Annotated in this window: 24 protein-coding genes; 16 read left to right on the top strand and 8 right to left on the bottom strand. The window is 67.0% G+C overall.

Annotation, left to right across the window (positions count from 1 at the left end; translation table 11 throughout):
* Window positions 1-14 precede the first annotated feature (14 nt).
* Genes AACH06_RS24340 through AACH06_RS24350 form a run of 3 tightly spaced genes read left to right on the top strand, consistent with a single transcriptional unit; the run spans window position 15 to window position 2,937 of the window.
* A complete protein-coding gene (locus AACH06_RS24340; RefSeq protein WP_341428389.1) occupies window positions 15-1,022 on the top strand; it encodes a cupin-like domain-containing protein in 1,008 nt (335 codons plus the stop codon).
* Between the two features lie 13 nt (window positions 1,023-1,035).
* Window positions 1,036-2,553, top strand: a complete 1,518-nt coding sequence (locus AACH06_RS24345; RefSeq protein WP_341428390.1) for a tryptophan halogenase family protein — start codon at window positions 1,036-1,038, stop codon at window positions 2,551-2,553.
* Between the two features lie 54 nt (window positions 2,554-2,607).
* Window positions 2,608-2,937 carry a helix-turn-helix domain-containing protein gene (locus AACH06_RS24350; RefSeq protein WP_341428391.1) on the top strand — a complete coding sequence of 110 codons (330 nt, stop codon included), beginning with the start codon at window positions 2,608-2,610 and terminating at the stop codon, window positions 2,935-2,937.
* A gap of 130 nt (window positions 2,938-3,067) precedes the next feature.
* Here the strand turns inward: AACH06_RS24350 and AACH06_RS24355 are convergent, their stop codons facing one another.
* Window positions 3,068-4,129 (bottom strand): LacI family DNA-binding transcriptional regulator, encoded by a 1,062-nt coding sequence (locus tag AACH06_RS24355; protein ID WP_341428392.1) that lies wholly within the window; start codon window positions 4,127-4,129, stop codon window positions 3,068-3,070.
* A gap of 318 nt (window positions 4,130-4,447) precedes the next feature.
* Between AACH06_RS24355 and aceA the strand changes: the two genes are divergently transcribed.
* Window positions 4,448-5,746, top strand: a complete 1,299-nt coding sequence (gene aceA / locus AACH06_RS24360; RefSeq protein ID WP_341428393.1) for an isocitrate lyase — start codon at window positions 4,448-4,450, stop codon at window positions 5,744-5,746.
* A gap of 101 nt (window positions 5,747-5,847) precedes the next feature.
* Here the strand turns inward: aceA and AACH06_RS24365 are convergent, their stop codons facing one another.
* Window positions 5,848-9,051, bottom strand: a complete 3,204-nt coding sequence (locus AACH06_RS24365; RefSeq protein WP_341428394.1) for a glycoside hydrolase family 3 protein — start codon at window positions 9,049-9,051, stop codon at window positions 5,848-5,850.
* Between the two features lie 302 nt (window positions 9,052-9,353).
* On the opposite strand from AACH06_RS24365, the gene AACH06_RS24370 reads away from it, so the two are divergent.
* Together AACH06_RS24370 and AACH06_RS24375 are read left to right on the top strand one after the other, a co-directional pair.
* Window positions 9,354-10,868: a family 43 glycosylhydrolase gene (locus tag AACH06_RS24370; RefSeq protein ID WP_341428395.1), complete on the top strand. Its 1,515-nt coding sequence runs from the start codon at window positions 9,354-9,356 to the stop codon at window positions 10,866-10,868.
* 58 nt (window positions 10,869-10,926) lie between these two features.
* Complete coding sequence (locus tag AACH06_RS24375) at window positions 10,927-12,648, top strand: diguanylate cyclase (RefSeq protein ID WP_341428396.1); 1,722 nt, start codon at window positions 10,927-10,929, stop codon at window positions 12,646-12,648.
* Between the two features lie 68 nt (window positions 12,649-12,716).
* On the opposite strand, the gene AACH06_RS24380 is transcribed toward AACH06_RS24375, so the two are convergent.
* A complete protein-coding gene (locus AACH06_RS24380; RefSeq protein ID WP_341428397.1) occupies window positions 12,717-13,865 on the bottom strand; it encodes an iron-containing alcohol dehydrogenase in 1,149 nt (382 codons plus the stop codon).
* A 56-nt stretch (window positions 13,866-13,921) separates the two neighbouring features.
* On the opposite strand from AACH06_RS24380, the gene AACH06_RS24385 reads away from it, so the two are divergent.
* Together AACH06_RS24385 and AACH06_RS24390 are read left to right on the top strand one after the other, a co-directional pair.
* The gene (locus AACH06_RS24385; RefSeq protein WP_341428398.1) at window positions 13,922-14,893 is read left to right on the top strand and encodes an alpha/beta hydrolase; all 972 of its coding nucleotides are present in this window, start codon (window positions 13,922-13,924) and stop codon (window positions 14,891-14,893) included.
* Between the two features lie 14 nt (window positions 14,894-14,907).
* Entirely contained in the window at window positions 14,908-15,765 is an 858-nt protein-coding gene (locus tag AACH06_RS24390) for a YbgC/FadM family acyl-CoA thioesterase (protein WP_341428399.1), read from the top strand.
* A gap of 28 nt (window positions 15,766-15,793) precedes the next feature.
* Here AACH06_RS24390 and AACH06_RS24395 read toward each other — a convergent pair whose 3' ends face one another.
* The 3 genes from AACH06_RS24395 to ygfZ form a co-directional block, all read right to left on the bottom strand.
* Complete coding sequence (locus tag AACH06_RS24395) at window positions 15,794-16,744, bottom strand: NRDE family protein (protein WP_341428400.1); 951 nt, start codon at window positions 16,742-16,744, stop codon at window positions 15,794-15,796.
* Entirely contained in the window at window positions 16,735-17,094 is a 360-nt protein-coding gene (locus AACH06_RS24400; RefSeq protein WP_341428401.1) for a DUF4936 family protein, read from the bottom strand. Before AACH06_RS24400 ends, AACH06_RS24395 begins: the two co-directional genes overlap by 10 nt.
* Before the next feature lie 123 nt (window positions 17,095-17,217).
* Window positions 17,218-18,156, bottom strand: coding sequence for a CAF17-like 4Fe-4S cluster assembly/insertion protein YgfZ (gene ygfZ / locus AACH06_RS24405; RefSeq protein ID WP_341428402.1), 939 nt, complete (start codon window positions 18,154-18,156; stop codon window positions 17,218-17,220).
* A 113-nt stretch (window positions 18,157-18,269) separates the two neighbouring features.
* Between ygfZ and mltG the strand changes: the two genes are divergently transcribed.
* From mltG to AACH06_RS24435, 6 genes are all read left to right on the top strand, one after another.
* Window positions 18,270-19,268, top strand: a complete 999-nt coding sequence (gene mltG / locus AACH06_RS24410) for an endolytic transglycosylase MltG (RefSeq protein ID WP_341428403.1) — start codon at window positions 18,270-18,272, stop codon at window positions 19,266-19,268.
* Entirely contained in the window at window positions 19,265-19,897 is a 633-nt protein-coding gene (tmk, locus tag AACH06_RS24415; RefSeq protein WP_341428404.1) for a dTMP kinase, read from the top strand. Before mltG ends, tmk begins: the two co-directional genes overlap by 4 nt.
* Window positions 19,890-20,891, top strand: a complete 1,002-nt coding sequence (locus tag AACH06_RS24420; protein WP_341428405.1) for a DNA polymerase III subunit delta' — start codon at window positions 19,890-19,892, stop codon at window positions 20,889-20,891. Before tmk ends, AACH06_RS24420 begins: the two co-directional genes overlap by 8 nt.
* A 28-nt stretch (window positions 20,892-20,919) precedes the next feature.
* Entirely contained in the window at window positions 20,920-21,306 is a 387-nt protein-coding gene (locus tag AACH06_RS24425; RefSeq protein ID WP_341428406.1) for a PilZ domain-containing protein, read from the top strand.
* Between the two features lie 104 nt (window positions 21,307-21,410).
* Window positions 21,411-22,217, top strand: coding sequence for a TatD family hydrolase (locus AACH06_RS24430; RefSeq protein WP_341428407.1), 807 nt, complete (start codon window positions 21,411-21,413; stop codon window positions 22,215-22,217).
* 14 nt (window positions 22,218-22,231) lie between these two features.
* A complete protein-coding gene (locus tag AACH06_RS24435) occupies window positions 22,232-22,897 on the top strand; it encodes an ankyrin repeat domain-containing protein (protein ID WP_341428408.1) in 666 nt (221 codons plus the stop codon).
* 31 nt (window positions 22,898-22,928) lie between these two features.
* On the opposite strand, the gene AACH06_RS24440 is transcribed toward AACH06_RS24435, so the two are convergent.
* Window positions 22,929-23,066 carry a hypothetical protein gene (locus AACH06_RS24440; protein ID WP_341428409.1) on the bottom strand — a complete coding sequence of 46 codons (138 nt, stop codon included), beginning with the start codon at window positions 23,064-23,066 and terminating at the stop codon, window positions 22,929-22,931.
* Window positions 23,067-23,523: 457 nt separating this feature from the next.
* Between AACH06_RS24440 and AACH06_RS24445 the strand changes: the two genes are divergently transcribed.
* Together AACH06_RS24445 and AACH06_RS24450 are read left to right on the top strand one after the other, a co-directional pair.
* On the top strand, window positions 23,524-23,745 hold the full coding sequence (locus tag AACH06_RS24445; protein ID WP_341428410.1) for a hypothetical protein: 222 nt from the start codon (window positions 23,524-23,526) through the stop codon (window positions 23,743-23,745).
* A gap of 445 nt (window positions 23,746-24,190) precedes the next feature.
* On the top strand, window positions 24,191-24,412 hold the full coding sequence (locus AACH06_RS24450; protein ID WP_341428411.1) for a hypothetical protein: 222 nt from the start codon (window positions 24,191-24,193) through the stop codon (window positions 24,410-24,412).
* Window positions 24,413-24,454: 42 nt separating this feature from the next.
* On the opposite strand, the gene AACH06_RS24455 is transcribed toward AACH06_RS24450, so the two are convergent.
* Window positions 24,455-24,664, bottom strand: a complete 210-nt coding sequence (locus AACH06_RS24455) for a hypothetical protein (RefSeq protein ID WP_341428412.1) — start codon at window positions 24,662-24,664, stop codon at window positions 24,455-24,457.
* Window positions 24,665-24,936: the final 272 nt, after the last annotated feature.

Here is a 24,936-nt window from a genome sequence, read left to right on the forward strand (position 1 = left end):
GCGGGCCGAATCCCATGCGCGAACTGAACGACGTCGACCCCCAGGCCTTGCCTGAGGGATGGCTGAGCTCGGATGAGCCGGTGGTCCTGAGGGGGCTGGTGCGTGATTGGCCGGTGGTCCAGGCGGCACGGCGTGCCGGCGAGGGGCAGGGCGGTGAGGTGGCCGCCTACCTGCGACGCTTCGATGTCGGTGCCACCGTCGGGGCTTGGTACGGGCCGCCCGAGATCGAAGGGCGATTCGGCTACAACGCCGACCTCACCGGATTCAACTTCGCCCGCGAGATGACGCGCTTCGCCGCGGTGCTGGATGCCCTGGCGGCGCACCGTGACGACCCCCGCCCGCCGGCCATCTATGTGGGTTCGACCACCATCGACACCTGCCTGCCAGGCTTTCGTGCCGAGAACGATCTGCCGATCGGCCATCTGCAGCCGCTGGCGAGCCTGTGGCTGGGCAACAGGGCCTGCGTGGCGGCCCATCAGGATCTGCCCGACAACCTGGCTTGCGTCGCCGCCGGGCGCCGGCGCTTCACCTTGTTGCCGCCCGATCAGGTGGGCAACCTCTACATCGGCCCGCTGGAGAACACGCTGGCCGGCCTGCCGACCAGCCTGGTGGATTTCCGCGAGCCCGACCTGCAGCGGTTCCCCAAGTTCGCCCAGGCGCAGGCCCGCGCGATGGTGGTGGACCTGGGCCCGGGCGATGCCATCTTCATCCCGAGCATGTGGTGGCATCACGTCGAGGCGCTCGAGCCGTTCAACCTGCTCGTCAACTACTGGTGGCGCCAGTCGCCCGAGCACATGGATTCACCCATGGCCGCGTTGCTGCTGGCCATGATGACGGTGCGTGACCTGCCACCCGCGCAACGCGACGCCTGGCGACATCTTTTCGACCACTACGTTTTCGAGGCCGATGCCGACACGGCTGCGCACCTGCCGCCTGCGGCCCGCCAGATCCTGGCGTCGCCGTTGGACAGCGATGCCGTGCGAGGGCTGCGGGCCCGTCTGCTGAGACGTCTCAATCGCTGAGGAACTTTGCTGTATGAACATGGCTGATCAACCCCCGATGCCGGGTGCCAAGCCGGTGCGCCGTGTGGTCATTGCAGGCGGTGGCACCGCGGGCTGGATGGTCGCGGCCTGCCTGTCGAAGACGATGGGCCGCATCCTCGACATCACGCTGATCGAATCCGATGAAATCGGCACGGTGGGGGTGGGGGAAGCCACCATTCCGACGCTGCTGACCTTCCACAACCTGCTCGAGCTGAACGAGCGCGAGTTCATGGCGGCCACCTCGGCCACCTTCAAGCTGGGCATCAGCTTCGAGAACTGGCGCAACGTCAACGAGGACTACATCCACTCGTTCGGCCTGACCGGCAAAGACCACTGGACGGCCGGCTTCCAGCATTTCTGGCTCAAAGGCCGCGAGCGCCAACTCGCCGGCGACTATGGCGACTACTGTCTGGAGCTGCGTGCCGCCCAGGAAAACCGCTTCGCCCACCTGCCGCGCAACGGGCTGAACTACGCCTTCCACCTTGACGCCACCCGCTACGCCGTGTTCCTGCGGCGCTTCAGCGAGGGCTTTGGCGTGCGGCGGGTCGAAGGCAAGATCAACGCGGTCAATTTGGACGAGGCCACCGGCCACATCCGGTCGCTGACGCTCGATTCAGGCGCGTCGATCGAAGGTGATCTGTTCATCGACTGCACCGGCTTTCGGGCATTGCTGATCGGGCAGGCGCTGAAGGTGCCGTACGAAGACTGGTCTCAATGGCTGCGGTGCGACAGCGCGCTGGCGGTCCAGACACAGTCGGTCGGCGAGGCGGTGCCGTACACGCGGTCGATTGCGCATGATGCCGGTTGGCAATGGCGCATCCCGCTGCAGCACCGGGTCGGCAATGGCTTGGTCTATTGCAGCCAGCACATGAGCGATGAGCGGGCGAAGGAGCTGTTGCTGAGCAAGGTGCATGGCGAGGTGCTCACCACGCCGCGCCTGCTGCGCTTCACCCCGGGCCAGCGCCGCGAGGTGTGGCGCGCCAACTGCGTCGCGATCGGCCTGGCCAGCGGATTCATCGAGCCTCTCGAATCCACCAGCATCCATCTCATCCAGCGCGGCACGATTCGGCTGATGCAGATGTTCCCGACCATGGGCATCCGCCAGTCGGACATCGACGAATACAACCAGCAGGCGCAAAACGAGATCGAGCACATCCGCGATTTCGTCGTGCTGCACTACCACGTCACCAACCGCACCGATTCCGAGTTCTGGCGCGGCTGCAGGACGATGGACATCCCGCCTTCGCTCAAGCACCGGATCGATCTCTTCCGCGAAACCGGGCGCGTGTTCCGCATGCAAAACGAGCTGTTTGCCGAAAACTCGTGGATCCAGGTCATGCTGGGGCAGGGCATCACACCGCAGCAGCACCACCAGGTGGCCGACCTGATGGGCGACCAGGAACTGGCGGGTTTTCTCGACGGCATCCGGCAGCAGGTCAACCGCACGGTGGCGCAACTGCCCCCGCACCAGGCCTATGTCAAACAATACTGCGCGTCGATGGAGAAGTGACCGGGTGGCGCAGCGCGAAGCCCGCGCCGCCGCCGGCCGTCTGGAAGCCTCGTCATGCGCCAGACCGAACTCCACCTGAGCCCTGAAGACAGGGCGGCCGTGCAGGCCATGCGGCGCAAGGGCGTTCACCACAGCCGCGAGGTCAACCGGGCGCACATCCTGGCTTGCCTGGATGCGGGTCTGCCGGAGGCCCAGATCATCGCCGTCCTCGGCGTGGGGCGCACGGCGCTCTGGCGCACCCGCGCCGCCTACTTGCAAGGCGGCCTGGAGTTGGCGTTGTTTGATGTGTCTCGCTCGGGCCGTCCGCCCAAGGCCGGCTTGGCGCCGGGTGACGATGCGGGCGTGGATCGGGCGGAAGACGTCGGCAACGACGACGCCGCCTGAGAGCGGCCGTGGGCCCGACTGAACCTGGCCGGCCCTGCGGGGGCATGAGAGGGCCGGTCAAACCCGGTCTTCCCATGCGGCCTGGGCGCTCACCTCGGGGCGAGCAAAGGAGCAAACACAGGGGCGCGCATCAGATGGCCGCGGTCGACTCGCGCACCACGATGTGCGGGGCGGGCAGGGCGGCTTCGGGCTGGCGGCCGGCCAGCAGATCCAGCATGGCGGTCGCCGCCAATCTGCCCAGTTCATACACCGGCTGGTGCACGCTGCTGAGCGGCGGTACCGTGAACGACGACGTGGCCACGTCGTCAAAACCAACCAGCGACACATCGTGCGGCACGCGCAGGCCGCGCCGGTGCAACGCCAGCGCAGCGCCGAAAGCCATCTGGTCGTTGGCCGCGAAGATCGCGGTGAACGGCACACCAGAGGCCAGCAGCCTCTCAATGGCCTGCAGCCCGCTTTCTTCCTGGTAGTTGCCTTCTTGCAGCAGCGCCTCGTCCACCGCCACGCCATGCGCCTGCAGTGCCTCGCGGTAGCCCTGCTCGCGCTTGCCAGAGTCCGGGTGCAGCGGGTCACCGCCGATGAAGGCGATGCGCTTGTGGCCGAGCGAAAGCAGATGCTCGGTGGCCAGGCGGGCGCCGTGCAGATCGTCGAAATTGAGTGAATAGACGCCCGGGGCGCTCAGATCGCGGCCCGTCACCACGATGGGCAGCTGGCGGGCCAGGCCCTTGAGCGCTTCATCGTCCATGCGGCCGGTGAGCACGATCAGGCCGTCGACCCGCCGCGAACGCAGCACTTCGATGCAGCGGGCTTCCGCCGTGTCGTCCCAATGGCCGCTGATGAACAGCGGGCTGTAGCCGGCCGGCAAGAGCGTGTCTTCAATGCCGCGGTGTGCGCCACCGTAGAACGGCGAATCGATCGCCTGGGTGACCACGCCGACGCTCAGCGTGCGGCCACCTGCCAGGCCGCGGGCCACCGGGTTGGGGACGAAACCGAGTTCCTTGATGGCGTCGTCGACGGCCTTCTTCTTGTCGTCGCTCACCACGGCGGTGCCATTGAGGATGCGCGACACCGTACTGGGCGACACACCTGCGCGCTCGGCCACTTGTTGCAGGGTGACGGGGCCGGTGCGTTCGTCGCCGGCCGAACTGCCGCGCGCACTGCGCCGGGGTACGGGCTTGTTGCTGGTCGACAAGGGCGGAGCTCTCAGTTTCAACAAAGTGATCAGTGTAAGTCGCCCCTGCAAGCGCTTGCAGTGGCGACTCGGTTTTACATCCCGATTCAGACAGTTCGCATTATGAAAAGTACGGCTGCTGCAGTGCAGCAGGATTTTCCACTATGAAATCGAGACTCTCATATCGTGGAAAGTAGCATCTAAGTTGTTGATTTTCAGAAAAATACTTTTGTGTCTTATATAAGACATAAGTCTCCACAAAGAGAGCGGACAGGCGTAGGCTAGAGCCCATCAATCGCTTCGTTCTCTCCCTCGTTTTCACTCCAAGGAGCCCCTGCCATGAGCCGACCGACCCGCGAACAACAGATCGCCGCCCTCGAAAAAGAGTGGGCTGAAAACCCCCGCTGGAAGGGCATCAAGCGCGGCTACTCCGCGGCCGATGTGGTTCGTCTGCGTGGTTCGCTGCAGATCGAGCACACCATCGCCAAGCGCGGCGCCGAGAAACTCTGGAACCTGATCAACACCGAGCCGTTCATCAACGCGCTGGGTGCCCTGACTGGGAACCAGGCCATGCAGCAGGTCAAGGCGGGCCTGAAGGCCATCTACCTGTCGGGCTGGCAAGTGGCGGGCGACGCCAACAGCAACGGCGAGATGTACCCCGACCAGTCGCTGTACTCGGTGGACTCGGTGCCCAAGGTCGTCAAGAAGATCAACAACACCTTCGCCCGCGCCGACCAGATCCAGTGGAGCGAAGGCAAGGACGACATCGACTTTTTCGCACCGATCGTGGCGGACGCTGAAGCCGGCTTCGGCGGCGTGCTGAACGCGTTCGAGCTGATGAAGGCCATGATCGAGGCCGGCGCTTCGGGCGTGCACTTCGAAGACCAACTGGCTGCCGTGAAGAAGTGCGGCCACATGGGCGGCAAGGTTCTGGTGCCGACGCGTGAAGCCGTCAGCAAGCTGGTGGCGGCCCGTCTGGCGGCTGATGTCATGGGCACCCCGACCGTGCTCGTGGCCCGCACCGACGCCGAAGCGGCCGACCTCGTCACCAGCGATGTGGACGACACCGACAAGCCCTTCTGCACCGGCGAGCGCACCATCGAAGGCTTCTACCGCACGAAGCCGGGTCTGGAACAAGCCATCAGCCGTGGCCTGGCCTACGCTCCCTACGCCGATCTGGTGTGGTGCGAAACCGGCAAGCCGGACCTGGCCTACGCCAAGGCTTTTGCCGAAGCCATCCACGCCAAGTTCCCGGGCAAGCTGCTGGCCTACAACTGCTCGCCCAGCTTCAACTGGAAGAAGAACCTGGACGACGCCACCATCGCCAAGTTCCAGCGCGAGCTGGGCGCCATGGGCTACAAGTTCCAGTTCATCACGCTGGCGGGCTTCCATGCGCTGAACTACTCGATGTTCGACCTGGCCTACGGCTACGCCCGCAACAACATGAGCGCCTTCGTCGAGCTGCAGGAGAAGGAATTCGCCGCTGCCGAGCGTGGATTCACCGCCGTGAAGCACCAGCGCGAAGTGGGGACCGGGTACTTCGATGCAGTCACCACCACCATCGAAGCCCAGTCGTCGACGGCCGCGCTGAAGGGCTCCACGGAAGACGAGCAATTCTTCGACAAGAAGCACGGCTGATCGCCTGCGCCTCTGTCATCGGCCCGCGTCCACCCGACGCGGACGATAAAAAAGCCCGGCGATCGCCGGGCTTTTGCTTTGGGGCTCGCCCGCGAGGAGGCTTACTGCAGGAAACGCAGGTTGCGCATCGTCATCTGCACACCGGCTTGCTGGTTCCAGCGCGGGAAGACGCCCACGTAGTTCACCTTGCTTAAGTCGAAGCAACCGGCCGCGCCCGCCAGCACGGTGCTCATCGGCACGCTGACGTTCGACCAGGCACCTTGCGCGGGCTTGCCGAGCGTGATGTCCGCGGTCGAGCAGCCCGGGCCGCTTTCGAGCTTCAGGGTGAAGTCGGTGGTGTTGCTGCCGTACAGGTACGGGTAGAGCTCGACGGCGAAGCTGCCGTTTTGCATGGGCGTCAGGTCCACCGGGCCGCCGGCCAGGTAAACCATGCCGTTGGCGCCTGACGTGTTGGCGTATTGCGCACGGATCTCCGCGGGCTCGGTACCGGCCGGCATCACCTGGTAGCTGACGAAGTTGTTGGCGCTTTGCCAGCTCGTGACGCTGAAGCCGGGTGCCGGGCCATTCGGGCCGAAGACGGCGAACGAGCCCAACTGGCTGCACGAAAGGGCATCCGGCGACGACGCGCCGCCCTTGACGACCTTCATCTGCGTCAGCGAGAGCTTGAGCGTACCGAGCGATTCGATGCTGAACGGCGTGTCGATCGATCCCAGCGTGGCGCCGGCCGAGGCGAAGCAGCTCAAGGGCACCTTGACGGTCTGCTTGGTGTTCAGCGGGGCGCTGCGCAACAGGCTGGTGATGTCCAGGCTTCCTCGGCACGGGTAGCCGCAGTCCATTTGCAGTTTCACGGTGGACGACGGTGCCTGGGCCACCATCCAGTCGAACTCCAGCGTACCGTCGGTGTAGATGCTCAGATCCTGACCGCTCGCTGCCTGCGAGAAGAACTGGCTGTGCGAGAACCAGGTGACCTGCTTGGCATCTTGCTGGGTGTTGATCTGGGTGGTCTGAACCCGGATGGCCGGGTTGCCGCTGGACGGCACGTTGATGATCGCGTTCAGGTCAGAGCCGATCTTCACGTTCTGCCAGTTGTTGGCCTCGGCATTCACCGTCAATGCGAAGGGCGGGTAGTCGACCTGATTGAAGATCATCAGCGTGCCAGCACCGCCGCTGCAGGTGTTCGGAATCGCCGGCGTGGGGAGTTGGGCCAGGGTCTTCGGCTTCGTGTACTTCTGGCCGTAACCCAGCGCGAACTGCGGCTCCTGGCCATCGCCCTTGTTCAGCGGCGTCTGGCAGGCATCTTTCGGCCACGAGAACGAGAGGCTTCCGGTGAAATCGAAATCGACGTTGCCCTTGGCGTTGCGGTAGAGCACATCGGTCACGCCGCGCCCTTCGGTGCCCGGCAGCCAGGCTGCCACGAACGCGTCGGACTTGTTGATCAGGTCGTTCGCGTACACCGGCCGGCCCGACAGCAGCAGCGTCACCACCGGCTTGCCCTTGCCGCTCACCGTGTTGAGCGCGGCGAGGTCTTCCGGATAGTTGCGCGAGTGCGCCAAGGTCTTCGAGGCGTTGATGTCGCCCGCGCCCTCGGCGTACGGCGTCTCGCCGATGACGGCGATCACCACGTCGTAGTCGGCCACGTTCTTGCCGGCGCCCGTTTCGCTGTAGTCGACCTTGTCTGCGCCGGCCACCTGCTGGATGGCGGACAGGATGGTGTCGCTGATGCCGGCGAAATCGGCGTTCGAATTGCCCGTGCCCTGCCAGGTGAGCGACCAGCCGCCCGTCTGGTTGGCCATGCTGTTGGCGCTCTTGCCGACCACGAGCGTCTTCTTGCCGCGCGCGAGCGGCAGAACAGCGTCGTTGTTCTTCAGCAGCACCAGCGATTTGCGCACCGCCTGCCGCGCGAGGCTGCGTGCCTGCAACTGCTGCGGGTCGCCGGCACCGGCGGTTTGCGAGGGCTTGCGGCCGTTGAACATGCCGGCGCGCATCTTCACGCGCAGGATGCGGGTGACCGCGTCGTTGATGCGGCTCATCGGGATGGCGCCCGAGTTGACCTGCGCCACCGTGTTGCTGATGAAGGCGCGCCATTCGTCGGGCACCATCACCATGTCGATGCCGGCGTTGATGGCCTGGGCGCAGCTGGCGTTGGTGCAGCCCGGCACCTGGCCAATGCCGTTCCAGTCAGAGACCACGAAGCCGTCGAACAGCATCTTGGTCTTCAGCACGTCGGTCAGCATGTATTTGCTGCCGTGCATCTTGCCTTCGTTGATGCCTTGCGACGGGTTCGTCCAGCTGTTGAACGAGGCCATCACCGTCTGCGCGCCGGCTTCGAGCGCGGTGTAGTAGCCCTGGCCATGGACGTTGATCATCACGTCCTTGCTGGCCATGTTCACGCCCTGGTCGGTGCCCTGGTCCGTCCCGCCGTCACCCATGAAGTGCTTGGCGGTGGCAACGACATTGGCGTCCGTCGCGAAGGTGCCTTGCAGGCCAGAGATATAGGAACCAGCGTAGGCGCGGACGATCGACGCGTCTTCCGAGAAGCTCTCGTAGGTGCGGCCCCAGCGGTCGTCCTGCGCCACCGCCAGCGTCGGCGCGAACACCCAGTTGATGCCGGTGGAGCGCACCGCCTTGCCCACGGACGCCCCGATCTTCTTCACCAGGCCCGGATCGTGCGCCGCGCCCAGCCCGATGTTGTGCGGGAAGAGGGTGGCCTGGTAGACATTGCTGTGGCCGTGGATCGCATCGGTGCCCCAGATGATGGGCACCTTGGTGGCCATCGTCGTCGACATCGAGGCGTTGTAGTACTGGTCGGCCAGTGCCACCCAGTCCGATGACGCCGCGCGCTTGTTGCCGTTGGGCCATGAGCCGCCGCCATTGAGCACCGAGCCGATGAAGTATTGGCGAACTTGATCCGGGGTGACGCTCTTGATTTCCGGCTGCGTCATCTGGCCGATCTTCTGCTCCAGCGTCATCGAGGCCACGATCTGGGCCACGCGCGATTCGATCGCAGGATCCTTCGGGATCGAGCTGGTGATGGCCGGCCAGTCGTCGTACACCGGCGCTGGCGGAATGGTTTTCGCCAGCGTCTGGACGTTGTCGGCGGCGAGGTCGGCCGCGGTCGCTTGCGCGCGCGTAGCCTGGGCGCTGTCGACGTCGGGCTCGGTGTCGCCATTGCCGCCGCAGGCGGCCACCAGCGCGGCCGCGACCAGCGCGGCAGCCAGGGCGATGGGGCGGGTGCCGGGCAGCGGGGGCACCGAGGCGGCGCGCTGCGGGGCTGCAGCGCGTGCGTGTCTCCAACTTGAATTCATTTGTAGGGTCCTGTGTGGCTGAACTGGCCGCCTGCGCCGCGGAGCGTCTGCTGGAACCGCTTCCAGGTGGCCGGGAAAATTGAATCAGCCGGCTTGCCCCGGCCGCACAGAGAAAACCCTGAAAGGTTTCGTTAATGTTTATTTCGGCCGGGTCGGCGCCCGCGAGGCAAGGGGGCTGAAGCCGGCTGCGATCTGTCACCAATTCGGGGTGTCACCCTCATGCGAGGAATCAAGAAATCGCTTTCAATAGCCTGCGCAATGTGTTGATGCCACTGAAAAACCGAGCCGAACGAGGTGCGCCCATGAACCAACCTGTCTGTCTCGAGCAGCCGATCCAACGTCGTGTGCCGTCGCCAAGCCAGCGGCGGCTGGCAGCCGCAGCCGTCCGCATCGCGTTGGCCGCCATGTCGGTGGCCTGGCTGCCGGTGCTGCCAGCGGGTGTGGCGGCAGCCACCTTCACCAACCCGATCGCGCCGGCAGGCGGCGGTGGCGGTGCGGCGGATCCCTCGATCGTCTACCGTGATGGTTTCTATTACTGGGCCAGCAGCGTCAACGGCAACTCGATCGGCATCGCCAAGGCCAAGCGGCTGCAGGACATCGGCCAGGTGCCGCGGGTCATCGTCTACACCGCGCCGCCCAACACGATGTATTCGAAGGAACTATGGGCGCCCGAACTCGCGTATCTGAACGGGCGCTGGTACCTGTACTTCGCGGCCGACGACGGCAACAACGCGAACCACCGCATGTATGCCCTGCAGGCTGACACCCAGAACCCTCAAGGCACCTGGGCCTTCCGCGGCAAGCTGGCGCCGCCCCAGGACTTCTGGGCCATCGACGGGACGGTGTTGCAGCAGGACGACGGCCGGCTGTACTTCATCTGGTCAGGTTGGCGCGGCGCCAACGACGGCTTCCCTCAGCGGCTGTACATCGCACCGATGAGCGACCCGGTCACCATCAGCGGCGACCGCGTTGAGATCTCTTCGCCCACGCTGCCTTGGGAGATGGAGACCGCGGCCATCCAGGAGGGGCCCGCGGTCGTGAAACACAACGGACGCATCAACCTCGTCTATTCGGCCAGCGCCAGTTGGACGGACAGCTACAAGCTCGGCCTGCTGTCCAACACTGACGGGCAAGTGCTCAACCCGGCTTCGTGGGTGAAGAAAAGCGAGCCGGTGTTGGTGTCCAACCCGGCGGGCCACGTCTACGGCCCGGGGCACAACTGCTTCGTGAAGTCGCCCAACGGCCGTCAGGACTGGATCGTCTACCACGCCACCACCGATTCGGGGACGGGCTGGGGTGCTCGCAACATCCGCGCCGAGCGGTTCACCTGGCGCACCAACGACACACCGGACTTCGGCAAACCGGTGGCGGTGGGCAAGGCCATCAAGGAGCCCGCCGGCTCGCCGCCGGACAGCAGCATGCGTTTCGAGGCCTCGAAGATCGGGGGCAACTTCATGCGCCACGCCAACGGCCGGGTGCGGCTTGATGCCAACGTGAGCCCGGCGGAGGATGCACAGTGGCGCCAGGTACCGGGGCTGAACGACCCGCACGCCGTGTCGTTCGAGTCGGTGAACGCGCCGGGCCACTACCTGCGCCATCGCAACGGCGAGGTCTGGAGCGACGCCAACGACGGCAGCGGCCTGTTCAAAGCCGATGCCACCTGGCGCAAGCGGCCGGGGCAGGGTGATGGCAATGGAGTGTCGTTCGAGGCCAGCAACTTCCCCGGCAGCTTCCTGCGTCACCGGGGTGGCCTGTTCTACAGCGAGGGCCTGGCGAGCCAGCTCGATCGCGACGACGCCACCTTTTACGAGCGTTGACCTGCAGGGCTTGACCCCGATGGGTTGCACGCCGGCGCTGGGGCTGCATACTGGCACCATGGCTGCTGCCGAAGACGACCCACTTCCCCCGATGCCGCGCAGCAAGAAGTCGATGCTGGAGGCAGCCCGCACAGCGATCGAAGACGCGCGAGCGGCACGGGTGGCCGGTGAGCACCGCGCTGGCGTGGCGCACGCCCAACGCGCGCTTGGGTGGGCGCAGGAAGCCGGGCACCAAGGCCTGTGCGCTGCCGCGCTGTCGGTGCTGGCGCTCAATGAATATCGCCTGGGCGATTGCGGATCGGCGGTGTCCCACTGCCAGCAAGCGCTGCCGCTGCTTCGGCGCACCAAAGACGCCGCCGAGCGCACGCAGGTGCTGTGTACCTTGGTCATGGCCCACAACGAGATGGGCCTGCGCACCGACGCGCTGAACTACGCCACCCAGGCGATCGAATCGGCGCGCCAGGCCAACGACCCTTCGCTGATGAGCTGGGCGCTGAACCGGGCCGGGCTCACCTACGAAGAGCTGGGCGACCCGCGGCGCGGCGAGCCGCTGATGGCGCACGCGCTCGAGATCGCGCGTGAGGTGCAGGGCCATGAGGAGATGTTCAGCGCACTGAACAACCTGTGCAGCAACCTGCTGCACGCCTGCAAGCTTCAAGAGGGCGAGCAGCGCACCGCGTCGCTCGAACGAGCCATCGCCTACGGCATGGAGGCGCTCGGCCTCGCCGAGGCCTCGGGCAATGCCCACCGCGAGGCGGTGACGCTGAGCAACCTGGCCAACGCCCATGTGATGCTGGGCGACTTCGACCGGGCCGAGCCCTACATCGATCGGCAAGAGGCCCTTGCCACGGCGAACGGGTACCGCTCGATGCTGTTGCTGGCCAGCCTGAATCGGGCCGAGCTGGCCCGCTACCGGGGCCAGTGGTCCGAGTCGGCGCAGCGGTACGAACAGGTGCTGGCAGAGGCGGACGAGACCGACAACCACGACGCACTGCTGGAGATCCACCAAGGGCTGTATGCGGCCTACAAACAACTGGGCGATTTCAAGACGGCGTTGCATCACCTGGAGACGGTGCTTCCGCTTGAGCGCGAGCACCTGCGCCAGCGCGCCGACAGGCAGGCTCAGCTGCTGCTGAACCGCATCGAGATCGAGAACATGCAAGCGGCGGCCGACCGTGCACGCACCGAGGCCGACGCGCAGCGCCTGCGGGCCACCGAGCTGGAGTCTGAAAACCGCCGCTTGGCCGACCGGGCCGTCGAGCTGGGCCGCCACGCGATGGAAGACCAACTCACCGGTTTGGCCAATCGCCGGCGGGTGGAGCACGAACTGCCTCAGCAGTTGGAGGCGGCGCGCCTGCGCCAGACGCCACTGTGTCTGGCTGCGATCGACCTCGACCACTTCAAACAGGTCAACGACCATTGGGGCCATGCCGTCGGGGACGATGTGCTGCGCGCCGTGGCCCAGTTGCTGGTGGCCCACACCCGCGGCACCGATCTGGTCGCTCGCCTGGGCGGTGAAGAGTTCATCGTCGTGCTCGGGGGCACGCCGCTCGCGATGGCGCGCGAGGTGTGCGAGCGCCTGCGGCAGGCCGTGGCCTCGCACGACTGGCAGCCCTTGGGTGCGGGGCTGAAGGTGACGATCAGCGTGGGCCTGTGCGCGGCCGAGGCGGCGTCGTCCATGCGCGATCTGATGGAGCGGGCCGACGCGCTGCTCTACGCTGCCAAGCGGGGTGGCCGCAACCGGGTGGAAAGCCGGTACGAGAGCCAGCCTGCCGGCTGAGCAGGGCGGAACCCAGGCTCGACGGGGGTCTCTGGAATGCCTCTCAAACTCTGAGCGCGCCGCGCCGTCTACATCGACCGGACCAGGATCTCGCGGTAGTCGTCGCCACTGGCCAGGCGCGGGTTGGTCTTGTGGCAATGGTCGACGAGCGCGCCCTCGATGATGCGGCCGAACACCGATTCGTCGACACCCAGGGCCGCCAAGCCGCGGGGCAAGCCCAGACGGGCGTTCATCTCGCGCAAGGCTTCGCTGATTTCCGTGCCCTGGGCGTCACAGCGGCCGAGGCCCATGGCGTGTGCCATGCGCTGCAGGCGTTGCTCGCGCTGGATGGTGTCGGCGCCCGCATTGAAGCGCACCACTTCGGGCAGGAACACCGCGTTCAAGGTGCCGTGGTGCAGCTTCGGGTTGACGCCGCCCAGGCTGTGGCTGAGCGAATGCACGCAGCCCAACCCTTTCTGGAAGGCCAGGGCGCCTTGCATGCTGGCGCTCATCATGGCCCAGCGGGCCTCGCGGTCGGCGCCGTGGCGCGTGGCGCGTTCGATGTGCGCCCAGCCGCGGGCAAGGCCGTCGAGGGCGATGCCGTCGGCAGGTGGGTTCACGGCGTGGGCCATGAAGGTCTCCATGCAGTGGGCGATGGCGTCCATGCCAGTGGCTGCCGTCAGCATGGGCGGCAGTCCGAGTGTCAGCTCGGGGTCGAGGATGGCGGCCTTGGGCAGCAGGTGCCAGCTGTGAAAGCCGAGCTTGCGGCCGTCGTCGACGATCAGGATCGCGCCGCGCGCCACCTCGCTGCCCGTGCCGGCGGTGGTGGGCACGGCGATGAGGGGTGCAACACGCTCACTGATCCGCCCGGCCCCGCCCAGGATGGTGGCGTAGTCGGTCAACGGGCCCGGGTGGGTGGCCGCGATGGCCACGCCCTTGGCCAGGTCGATGCTGGAGCCGCCACCCACCGCGATCAGCCCGTCGCAACGGTGCCGGGCGTAGAGCGCGCTGGCCTCGCGCACGGCGGCTTCGGTGGGGTTGGGGGGCGTGCCATCGAAGACGGCCACAGCTGCATCGCCCAAGGGCCCCAGCGCCCGGGCCAGCACCCCGGCATCGCGCACGCCGGCGTCGGTCACGACCATCGGCCGGGTGATGCCGACGCGCTCGCAGTGCGCCGGCAACAGGCGCACGGCGCCGAAGTCAATCTCGATGTGCGTCAGATATTGGATGAGGGCCATGGTGCGATGGGGTGGGGTGACGGAGCCAGTATGCTCACGATGACCTGACCGCGCCAATGAGGGCCATCCTGAAAGACTTGTCACCCCAGCGACTCCTGACCCCGGCGATGGCCGGCGTGCTCGAGCGCATCCAGCGCATCAAGCGCACCCAGTTCCATGAGATGGCGCCCGCCGATGCGCGCGCTGCCTACCAGGCCGCGGCCGAAATCCTGGAGCCACCGCGAGCCCCTTTGGCACGGGTGGAGAACGTCCAGATCCCCGCCGCCGATGGTGCGATGCTGCCGGCGCGGCTATACGCCCCCTCGGCTGAGCGCCTGCCGGTGCTGCTGTATCTGCACGGTGGCGGCTTCGTCATCGGTGATCTGGAAACCCACGACAGCCTGTGCCGGCAACTGGCCCTTCGCAGCGGTGGGGCGGTGGTGGCGTTGGACTATCGCCTGGCGCCCGAGCATCGGTTCCCCACCGCGGTGAACGATGCGTTCGCTGCGCTGCAGTGGCTCGCTGGACCAGGCGGCGAGAAGCTCGGGCTTGACGGCGCTCGGCTGGCGGTCGGGGGCGACAGCGCCGGCGGTACACTCGCCGCGGTGTGTGCCATCCAGGCCCGTGATGCGGCAGTGCCTTTGGCACTGCAACTGCTGATCACGCCGGGGACGACCGCCCACGCCGACACGCCGTCGCACCGGCGATTCGCCCATGGTTTTCTGCTCGAGGCCGAGGCGATCACCTGGTTCTTCGACCACTACATCGACAAGGCCGACCGCGAGGACTGGCGTTTCTCGCCGCTGAACGCTCCCGACGTGGAAGGGCTGGCGCCGGCCTGCGTGCTGCTGGCCGAATGCGACCCGTTGGTCGACGAAGGGATCGCCTATGCAGACAAGCTGCGATCCGCGGGGGTGCCGGTCGAGCTGGAGCTGTACCGAGGGCTCACCCACGATTTCATCAAGCTGGGCCGCGCCATCAAGGAAGCGGGGCTCGCCCAGGCGGCAGCCGCGATGGCCCTGCGCAGCGCCTGGGGCCTGAGAGGCTGACGGAGACCACACGAATGACGCGCCATGATTACCGTTTCCTCGACCGCCTGCGGGTGCGCTGGGCCGAGGTCGACATGCAGGAGATCGTGTTCAACGGGCACTACCTGATGTACATCGACACCGCGGTGGGCGGCTACTGGCGCGCTATCGCGCTGCCCTACCAGGAGGTCATGCACCGCCTGGGCGGTGATCTCTTCGTTCGCAAGTCGACGCTGGAGTATTTCGCGTCGGCCGGCTACGACGATGTGCTCGACATTGGCGTGCGCTGCGAGCGCATCGGCAATTCGTCGCTGCTGTTCCGCACCGGGGTGTTTCGCGCTGATGAACTGCTTGTCGAGGGCGAGCTGGTTTACGTGTTCGCCGACCCGGCGGCCAAGGCGCCCAAGCCGGTGCCACCCGAGTTGCGCGCCACGCTGCTGGGCTTCGAGGCCGGCGAGGACATGGTCGAGGTGCGGGTCGGGGCGTGGTCAGAGCTGGGCCACGAGGCGGGCGCCATCCGGGCCGAGGTGTTCATCGAAGAGCAGAAGATTCCGGCCGAGATGGAATGGGATTCGGCCGACGCGTCGTGCGTGCATGCCGTGGCCTACAACCGCCTTGGCATGCCGGTGGGCACGGGAAGGCTGTTGGAGCATGTGCCGGGCGTCGCCAAGATCGGGCGGATGGCGGTGCGCCGGGCACTGCGCGGCAGCCGCGTGGGCAGATCGGTGCTGGACGCGCTGATGCAGGCCGCTCGCGAGCGGGGCGACCGCGAGGTGATCTTGCATGCGCAGATGAGCGCGGAGCCGTTTTATCGCCGCGCCGGTTTCCACCAGCGCGGGCCGGTGTTCGACGAAGCCGGCATCGCCCACGTCGAGATGGTTCGGCTGCTGTAGCGGCGATGGCGCGCTCGCTTGGCGCGGGTCAGCGCAGCGGGCGGATCAGGCTGCGCACACGGCGCTTCTTGGGCGGCTCCAGCGGCACTTCAGGCAAATCGCTGTCCGCCACAGGAGCCCAGCGTTCGCTGCCGGCGCCGGGGGCGTCTTCGTCGGAGCTGTACTTCGGCGGCCAGTCGCGCAGCGTCGCACGGCGCAACAGCGCCAGCCCCGGGCCTCCGGTGAAAGTGCGTTCGAAAACGTGGGTGGTCAGGTGCTTGGCGGCACGCTCGGTGATCACCAGCGTCGAACAGCGCGTGCCGTAGCTGCCATCGGGCGTGCGAATGAACGCGGGCGACAACCACCGCTCGCGGTCACGGTCGAGCCCGGTGTGGGGCAACTGCTCGTCCGGAGCCTGGCTGCGGTCGGCCAGCATGGCGAACAACTGGCCCGCCAGCGCCTCGACGCTCAGCTCGTCTTCATGCTCATCCAGCATGTTTTCAAGGCGGTGCTTGAGCATCTGGACTTTGGGCCACGGCGCATCGACCTCGGCGGCGTTGCTGACCACGGTCACGCCGCGCTCCAGACGCCGGCCGCTGGCCTGCTGGTTGGTGGCCCAGAAACACTCTCCGCGCCGGAAATCCGCCGCGATGAGGTTGAAGGGCGCGTAGCCGGACAAAGCCATGCGAGGCCAGAAGCGGTCAGAGGCCTGCTGGCCCTCGAGCCACGCCGGCACAATCGTCCCGCGCGATGGTCCGTCGCCGGCCGGAGTGCCGCCACCGCGCACGTTGGTCACCAAGGCGAAGCGGCCTTCGGTGGTCATGCCCATCCAGGTGCCGCCGGCGGCCAGGTCGCGGCCACCAAGGATGGGCAGGCTGCCGCCGTCGGGCGTCCACCAGCCCAGGCGCGCCGCGGGCCGGTGGAAGAACTCATCTCGGTTGGCCGCCACCACGAGTGGAAAGCGGCGGCTGACATCCAGCGCCAGACCGGCTAAACACATGGCTCGAAGACTTCGAGGTGCCGGGGGCTCTGCAGCCACGCGTTCAGGCGCTGGCCGACGGTGGTTTCGATCTGCGCGGGCAGGGCAGCCACGCGATCGGCCGGCCAATCGAGCGCGGCGCGGTAGGTCTCGAGCAAGGTCATCTGTGGGGAACCATCGGCAGATGCGGCCGATGAGGGCCGCTGCATCAGCGATGCACTCAGCCCCGGTTGGGTGCTGCACAGCGCACGCTGGCCCTCGCGTGCCATGGCCACTGCGGCGGCCATGTCGGCGATGTTCACTCGATAGTAGATGAACCACCAGCGCTCGTCGGTGGGCGACGCGCCGCCGGATTCGAAGGGATGAGACATCGTGCGCAGGCGGCCGCAGTTTGCGGCGTATCAGGAGGCGGGGTGTTCAGTGCTGGAAACGACCAAGCGGCGCCCCGACACGCACCAATGCCGTCACGGCGATCATGGATGACTCTGAAGCGCTCAGCCCTGGTCAGCCGGTAAGGGGTAGGGCAGAGCCCGAGGCGACAGCGCAGGGCCGTCTACCGAGCCCAGGTGGAATGAGCCCGGGCCATTCGCCAATGCCAGCTTGACTTCCACCAAGCCGAGCTGATCGCCCTGGGGCGACTGGCCAGCCAGCGCCACCATGCCGGCGGGCTGGCCGGGGTCGGCGTCGTGGAACACCTCTTGGCCCGGGGCCATGATGGGCGCGTTGGCGGGCAAGGCCAGCAGCATGGCGCGGCGCTTCAGCGTGCCTCGGTATTGGCTGCGTGCGACAACCTCCTGGCCGGGATAGCAGCCCTTCTTGAAGTTCACCCCCCCGACCAGCTCGAAATTCACCATCTGCGGCACGAACTGGTCGATCGTCGGGGTGCTGATGCGCGCAACGCCGCTGGCGGCCTCGAGCCAGCGCCAGGCCGGCTCGGGCAGTGGCGCCAGCGGCGGTGTTGGCGCATCGGCCCGCTGGGCCAGCAGGCAGCGAACCTGGCCGGCGCCATCAGGCAGGCGCACCACCTGGGCCTCTGCCGCGGCGTGCACCGTCCACGCGGTGGCGGGTTGTCGATCACCGAGCCAGGACGCGGCCGCGTCGCCAGCCAGGCCCCACAGCGGCCAATCGGCACTCGCATCGCTGAGCTTGCATTTGGCCCGCAACACGAACATCGACAGTCGTTTCAACGTGGCCGGAAGCAGGTCGGCCGAGCAGGCCAGCAACAGTTCTTCGGGCCCGGGCGACCAGATGATGAAGCTGGCCTGCAGCCTGCCCTTGGGCGTGCAGTAGCCGGCCAGCGTGGCCCGAGGCGGCACGCTGTTCGAGAGAAGAGAGGCCACATCGGCCGTCAACTGGCCCTGAAGAAAACTGGCCGCATCGGCGCCCTGCGCCCGTATCACGCCCCAGTTCTCAAGGCGAACGGCGCCTTCCATGGGGGAGGCAAGGGAAGGAGCGGGGGCGGAGATGTCCAAGGCTAGGTCAGTCATGCCGCCGATTATCATCGCCGCCCTATGTTCGCAAGGCCCTTGGGGATACCGTCGGCAGCATGAAGTGGCTGCGCAAGTTTCTGGTTGCCACGCTGGTGTTGCTGGCGGGGCTGGTCGCCGCCGGCTGGTGGTGGCTCGAGCGCCCGCTGGCGCTTCGCGGCGAGCAGGCCGAGGTTTCCATCGAGCCTGGCACGCCGGTGCGCGAGATCGTGCGTTTGTGGGTCGACGCCGGGGTGCAGGCGCCGCCGGAGCTGCTGTACCAGTGGTTCAGGTGGTCCGGCCAGGCGCGCAAGATCCGCGCTGGCAGCTACGAAATCGGCCCGGGCACCTCACCGCGGGCACTGCTCGACAAGATGGTGCGGGGCGACGAGACCCTCGAGAACCTGCGTTTCATCGACGGCTGGACCTTCCGGCAGGTGCGCCAGGCGCTCACCGAGGCGCCTCATTTGAAACAGACGATCTCAGTGTTGTCCGATGAGCAGGTCGCCAAGCTGCTGGATCTGCCCGACGGTGTGATCGAGGGCCGGGTCTTTCCCGACACCTATGCCTACAGCCGCGGCGTGAGCGACATGACGGTGCTGCGGCGTGCCGTGGCGGCCATGACCCGCCGGCTCGATGAGACTTGGGCCAGCCGTGTCGAGGGCTTGCCCCTGCCCAACCCGCAGGCGGCGCTGGTGCTGGCGTCGATCGTCGAGAAGGAAACCGGCACCGCCAGTGACCGCGGGCGGATCGCGGCCGTCTTCGTCAACCGACTCAAGCTGGGCATGCCGCTGCAGAGCGACCCGACCGTGATCTACGGTATCGGCGCCCGCTTCGACGGCAACCTGCGGCGTACCGACCTGACCACCGACACGCCGTGGAACACCTACACCCGGGCCGGCCTGCCGCCGACACCGATTTCGATGCCCGGGCTGGCCTCGTTGCAGGCGGTGGTTCGGCCTGAATCCACCAAGGCGCTCTATTTCGTGGCGCGGGGCGATGGCTCCAGTGTCTTCTCAGAGAACCTCGACGACCATAATCGCGCGGTGAACCAGTATCAGAAAGGCCCGCGCAAGTGACCACCCGAGGGCGTTTCATCACTTTTGAAGGCATCGATGGTGCCGGCAAGTCGACGCACATCGAGGCGGTGGCCGACGCGCTGCGCGCACAGGGCGAACAGTTGCTGCTGACGCGTGAGCCGGGCGGCACACCGCTGGCCGAGAAGCTGCGCGAGCTTTTCCTGCACGAACCGATGGACGCGCTCAGCGAGGCGCTGCTGGTCTTCGCGGCGCGACGCGACCACCTGGTCACCCGAATCGAGCCAGCCTTGGCCGCGGGCCTGACCGTGTTGTGCGACCGTTTCACCGACGCCACCTTCGCCTATCAGGGCGCTGGACGCGGTTTCGACCTCCAAGTGCTGGCAACGCTGGAGCAGTGGGTGCAGCAGGGCGTTCAGCCTGACCTGACGCTGTGGTTCGACGTGCCTCCTGCGGTGGCGGCGCAGCGCCGCGCCGCGTCGCGTGAGCCGGATCGGCTGGAGCGGGAGGCCGAAGCCTTCTTCGAACGGGTGCGTTCGGGCTATGCCGCGCGGGCGGCCGCCGATCCCGGGCGGGTGCGGCGCATCAACGCCGATGCCGACATGGCCTCGGTTCGCGAGGCGGTCCTTGAGGTGGTCTGCCAGACTGTGCGAGGCTCCCACGGTGCTTGACGAGCGAGACCTGCCCTGGCTGGCCGAGCCATTGGCCCAATTGCGCGACCACCCCCGCAGCCATGCCCTCATCCTCCACGGCGGTGCCGGCTCGGGCCAGTGGGAGCTGGCCTGGCGGGTCGCCCAGGCCTGGCTGTGTGAAAACGGGCCCGGACCGTGCGGCGAGTGTCCGAGCTGCCACCTGACCGTGGCACACAGCCACCCCGACCTGAAGGTGCTGATGCCCGAAGCGACGCAACTGGCGCTGGGTTGGTCCGACGCTGGCGACGACGGTGACAGTGAGGGCGGCGAGGGTGGCAAGAGCAAGCGCAAGCCCAGCCGCGAAATCAAGATCGACGCGGTACGCGCGGCCATCGACTGGGCGCACACCAGCTCTGGCCGGGGCCGCGGCAAGGTGCTGCTGTTCTATCCGGCCGACGCGATGAACGTCACCTCGGCCAACGCGCTGCTCAAGACGCTGGAAGAGCCGGCTGCCGGCACCCGTCTGCTGCTGTGCGTCGACGATCCAGAGCGCCTGTTGCCCACGGTGCGCAGCCGCTGCCAGCGCGTCCGGCTCGAGCCACCCGACTTGGCCGCGGCCGAAGCGTGGCTGACGCGCCAGGGCGTGGCCGGTGCCGCCGCGTTGCTGCGCGCCAGTGGCGGCGAGCCCTTGGCCGCCAAGGCACTGCTCGACGAAGGCCTGGATGCGACGGTGTGGGGCCAGTTGCCGGCCCAGGTGGCGCAGGGCGACAGCCGTGCATTGGCCGCCATGCCATTGCCGCGCGCTGTGCGGGTGCTGCAGCAGGTTTGCCATGACGCGATGGCGCAGGCCGCTGGTGGCGCGCCGCGCTTCTTCATGCCCGGCCAGGTGCCTCTGGGCGCGGAAATCGCCGGGCTGGCGGACTGGTCACGCGAATTGGCCCGGGTGGCGCGCCACGATGAACACCCCTGGAACGCGCCGTTGCGTGTCGAAGCCCTCGTGGCGCAGGCGCAGCGGGTGTGGAGCGCGGGATGATCCCGCACAGCCTGGATACACTGCAGCCATGAGCGATGTCGACGGCCGTCCCCTTCCTTCAGCCCCCGCTGGCGCGGCGCGGCCGAGTGTCATTCAGCTGGTGTTTCGCGAGAAGGGCGCGCTGTACGCCGCCTACGTCTCGGTGTTTTCCGAAGGCGGGCTGTTCGTCCCGTCGACGCGCGAGTACCAGTTGGGCGACGACATCTACCTGCTGCTGTCCCTGCCCGGTGATCCGCAGCGCTACCCCGTGGCCGGGAAGGTGGGATGGATCACGCCCCCGAATACCTCGGGCGGTCGCACCCAGGGTGTCGGCGTTCGTTTCCCGAACGACGACAAGACCCGCCAGCTGAAGATGAAGATCGAGGAAATCCTCGGCACATCGATTCAGTCGTCCAAGCCGACTCAGACGATCTGAGATCCTGAAGCCCTTCACACGACGGGAAGGATCCCGACCGTCGAGTCATCGGCCGCTGGGGCATGGCAGGCGCGGCCCCATGGGCTTGTTTGTATTTCTGAACCATGTTTGTCGATTCTCACTGCCATCTGAGCTTCCCTGAGCTGCGTGAGAACCTGCCTCGCATCCTCGGCGACATGCGCGAGGCCCGGGTGGCCGCCGCCTTGTGCATTTGCACCACGCTGGAAGAGTTCGATCAGGTCCATCAGCTGGCGCTCGACCACCACAACCTGTGGGCCAGCGTCGGTGTTCACCCCGACACCGAGGGCCTGGCCGAGCCCGACGAGGCCCTGCTGTGCGAGTGGGCGGGCCGCCCGAAGGTCATCGCCATCGGCGAAACCGGGCTCGACTACTACCGGCTCAACGGCCGCAGCGTTGCCGACATGGCGTGGCAACGCGATCGGTTCCGGCGCCACATCGGGGCGGCGCGGCGCATGAAGTTGCCCCTGATCATCCACACCCGCAGCGCCAGCGACGACACCGTCGCCATCTTGAAGGACGAAGGTGCCGGCCAGCCGGGCAGCGATGTCGGCGGCGTCTTCCACTGTTTCACCGAGACGATGGATGTCGCCCGTGCCGCCCTCGACCTTGGCTTCCACATCTCGTTCTCCGGCATCGTCAGCTTCCGCAACGCAGCCGATCTGCGCGAGGTGGCCCGTTTCGTGCCGCTCGATCGTTGCCTGATAGAAACCGACAGCCCGTACCTGGCGCCCGTGCCTTACCGCGGCAAGACGAACAGCCCAGCCTACGTGCCCCACGTGGCGGCGGTGCTGGCAGCCGAGAAGCAGGTGTCGGTGGAGGAGATCGCGGCGGTGACGACTCGCAACTTCGAGCGTCTGTTCGGGGTGTCGGTGCCCGCCCTTCAAGGCTGAGCGGAGGCCTTGGCATGGTGAATCGCCGTTTGGCCACACGCGGCCTGGCACTGGGGGTCTTGACGGCCAGCGCCGGCTGGGCGTCGGTCGCTCGTGCCGGTTCGTACGAAGACTTCTTCCTCGGCATCGCACTGGATCGCCCCGGCATCGTCGCCCCCTTGCTGGCCAAGGGGTTCGACGTGAATGCGCGCAACCCGGAAGGGCTGCACGGCCTGTACATCGCGCTGCGCGAGCACTCGTTCGACGTGGCGGAGCTGCTGTTGAAGCACCCGCAGCTCGAGGTGGAGGCCACCAGCCCCGTGGGTGAGACGCTGCTGATGATGGCCGCGCTTCGGGGCCGCCTGGATGCGATGAAGCAGTTGATCGATCGCGGGGCGCAAATCAATCGCCCCGGCTGGACACCCCTGCACTACGCCGCGTCCGGCACCGAACCGGCGCCCACCCGGTTGCTGCTGGATCTACACGCCGAGATCGATCCTCGGGCGCCCAATGGCAACACGCCGCTCATGATGGCGGCGGGTTTCGGTAGTGTGGATGCGGCGGAGCTGCTGGCCCTGCGCGGTGCGGATGTCACCCTGCGCAATCAGGCAGGGCTCTCTGCGGTGGACTACGCCGGCAAGGCCGACAGGAGCCGGCTGGCAGAGCGCCTGGAGGCCATTGCCCGGCGCGGGCGGCCTTGATGAGCGTTGCCGGGGCGGTAGAGAAGGGGAATCAGCCCTTGAGGCCGGCCAGATCGGCCAGTGCGAGCGCGAAGTAGCCGAGAACGGCGATCACCAGCATCGCGTCAAAGTGCGAGTAGCCCAGCTGGGCGTTGGTGTTCGACAGGAGGTTCTTCAGACGTTGTGTCATTTTCGTGGCCCTTTTGAGGTTGGTGGTTTGTTGTGTCGGCCGCGGACAGCCTGCATGGCCGTCTTGGCCGCCCAGCGGGCCCGCTTCTGGCGAGCCCTGCCGGATTTCGGGGTTCTGGCCAATTGCCTTCACCCCGGTTTGCTGCTAGCAATTTGCTGCAGTGCCGTAACTGTGACAGCTCTCGGCGACAGTTTCAAGACAGATCCTAGGGATAACCCGAATCTTGTGACTTCGCGCACGCCGATGGGTGGACGTGGTGTCAGGCGGGCGAGCCGGTGATCGGAAGGTTTCACGGCGTGCTGCTGGCCCACCAACCCCGGCGTCGGGTAAGTCGGTGAGCTTGTCAGTCTTTTTCCGACACGCGGCTTGTCTGTCGGCCGACTGTCGCCGAGAAAGCAGCTTCCCTACAGTTCGCCGCATGGGCTTCGCGCCGAAGCCTGCCACCCCGGAGAAGCTCATGCGTCACGCCCAAAACGCCATCAACCCGTTCACGATGATGATGGACCCCGAGGCCATCCTGCAGGCCGTGGAGCGTTCCGATCGATTGAACCGGCTGCAGCGCCGAGTCTGCCGCCCGTTGGACCGGCCGCTGATCCCCAAGGTGCAGGGTGCCGATCTCGCCGCTTACGACCGCGAGATCGACCTCGCGGCGGACGAAGAAGAGGCCGACGCCCTTTGACTTCACCCCAGCTCCCGCGTGAGCGGGATGTCCAGGCGGGGTGAGGGTGGCGAGGACCGGTTCTGGCTACCGTAGAGCAGCGGACCGCGCACGGCAGGGCCGAGACGCCGCGGGCGGCCATGCCCTTCCGAATCCTCCGCAACCCCCGGTACCAACGCTGAGCATGCCGAACGGGTGTCGCCCAGACAGCGTGCTCCATGAACAAGTCATCCAAAGCAGTACGGGGCCGGCGCGTCCCCGTTTTTGCTTTGGCCGGTGCGATGACGAGCGTCAGCAGCCAGCGGCGGCCGGGCACGCCGAACGCGGTGGCTGTAGGCATCGTCTGACACGGGAATGAGCCTCAGGCTGGCGGGGCGGGCATAGGCCCCCGGGCACCATGGCGGAGCCTCTCGGGCCGTAGCTCGGCTTGAGAACCGTTCCCAACTCACGCCCCAGGAGACTCTTCATGCCTGCCCAAGCCCTGACGCGTCAGCGCCTCCACGCATTGCGCGCAGCCTTGCCTGAGACGGTCGACCTGTTGCACCGCCGTCGAGCAGCGCAGATTCCGCCCGACCACGTCGACGACTATGTCGCGCTGGACTGGCTCAAGTGGGATGGCGGCACTTTGCGGCTGACCATCACGGGCGCCAACATCCACCGGCAGATGCTGGATCTGGTCGACGCCTGACGAGCTCTCTGGCCCGCCTGGCGCCGCCAGAAGCACGCGGCCTCAGTGGCCGGGAAGGGCCGCTGCGGATGCGGGGCCGAAATACTTGGTGGCAAGTTGGCGCGCATCGGTGAGCCCCAGGCTCAACATCATGCGATCGCGCCAGGTGAGGGGTTGAATCCGACCATCCGGCATCGCGAGCACGCGGCCCAGAATCGGTTCTTCTTCGATCGTGGACTCCGGGTAGCCACGACCCAACGTCACGTTGTGCATGTGAGCTCTCCTCTGACCGATGTCGCCAGCGCCGTTGCTGGCGAAACGAAATGTAGCGTTCGACTGCCGGCGGTCCAAGCGTAGGCACCCGAGGGTGGCTCGACGCGTCGGTAACACGCGACATCCGCCGGGCCCCGCTGCGAGTTCGGATTGACGCGCCCAGCGCGATGCCGTGAAGAGGCAGGCATGCCTCTGAAACGGCGCTCACGGCCGATGAGGGCTGCGACAAATTGGCGACAATCTCGGCGCCGGCTCCAGTCCACTCAAGTCCA

The organism is Ideonella lacteola (assembly GCF_038066555.1).
Lineage (GTDB): Bacteria > Pseudomonadota > Gammaproteobacteria > Burkholderiales > Burkholderiaceae_C > Ideonella > Ideonella lacteola.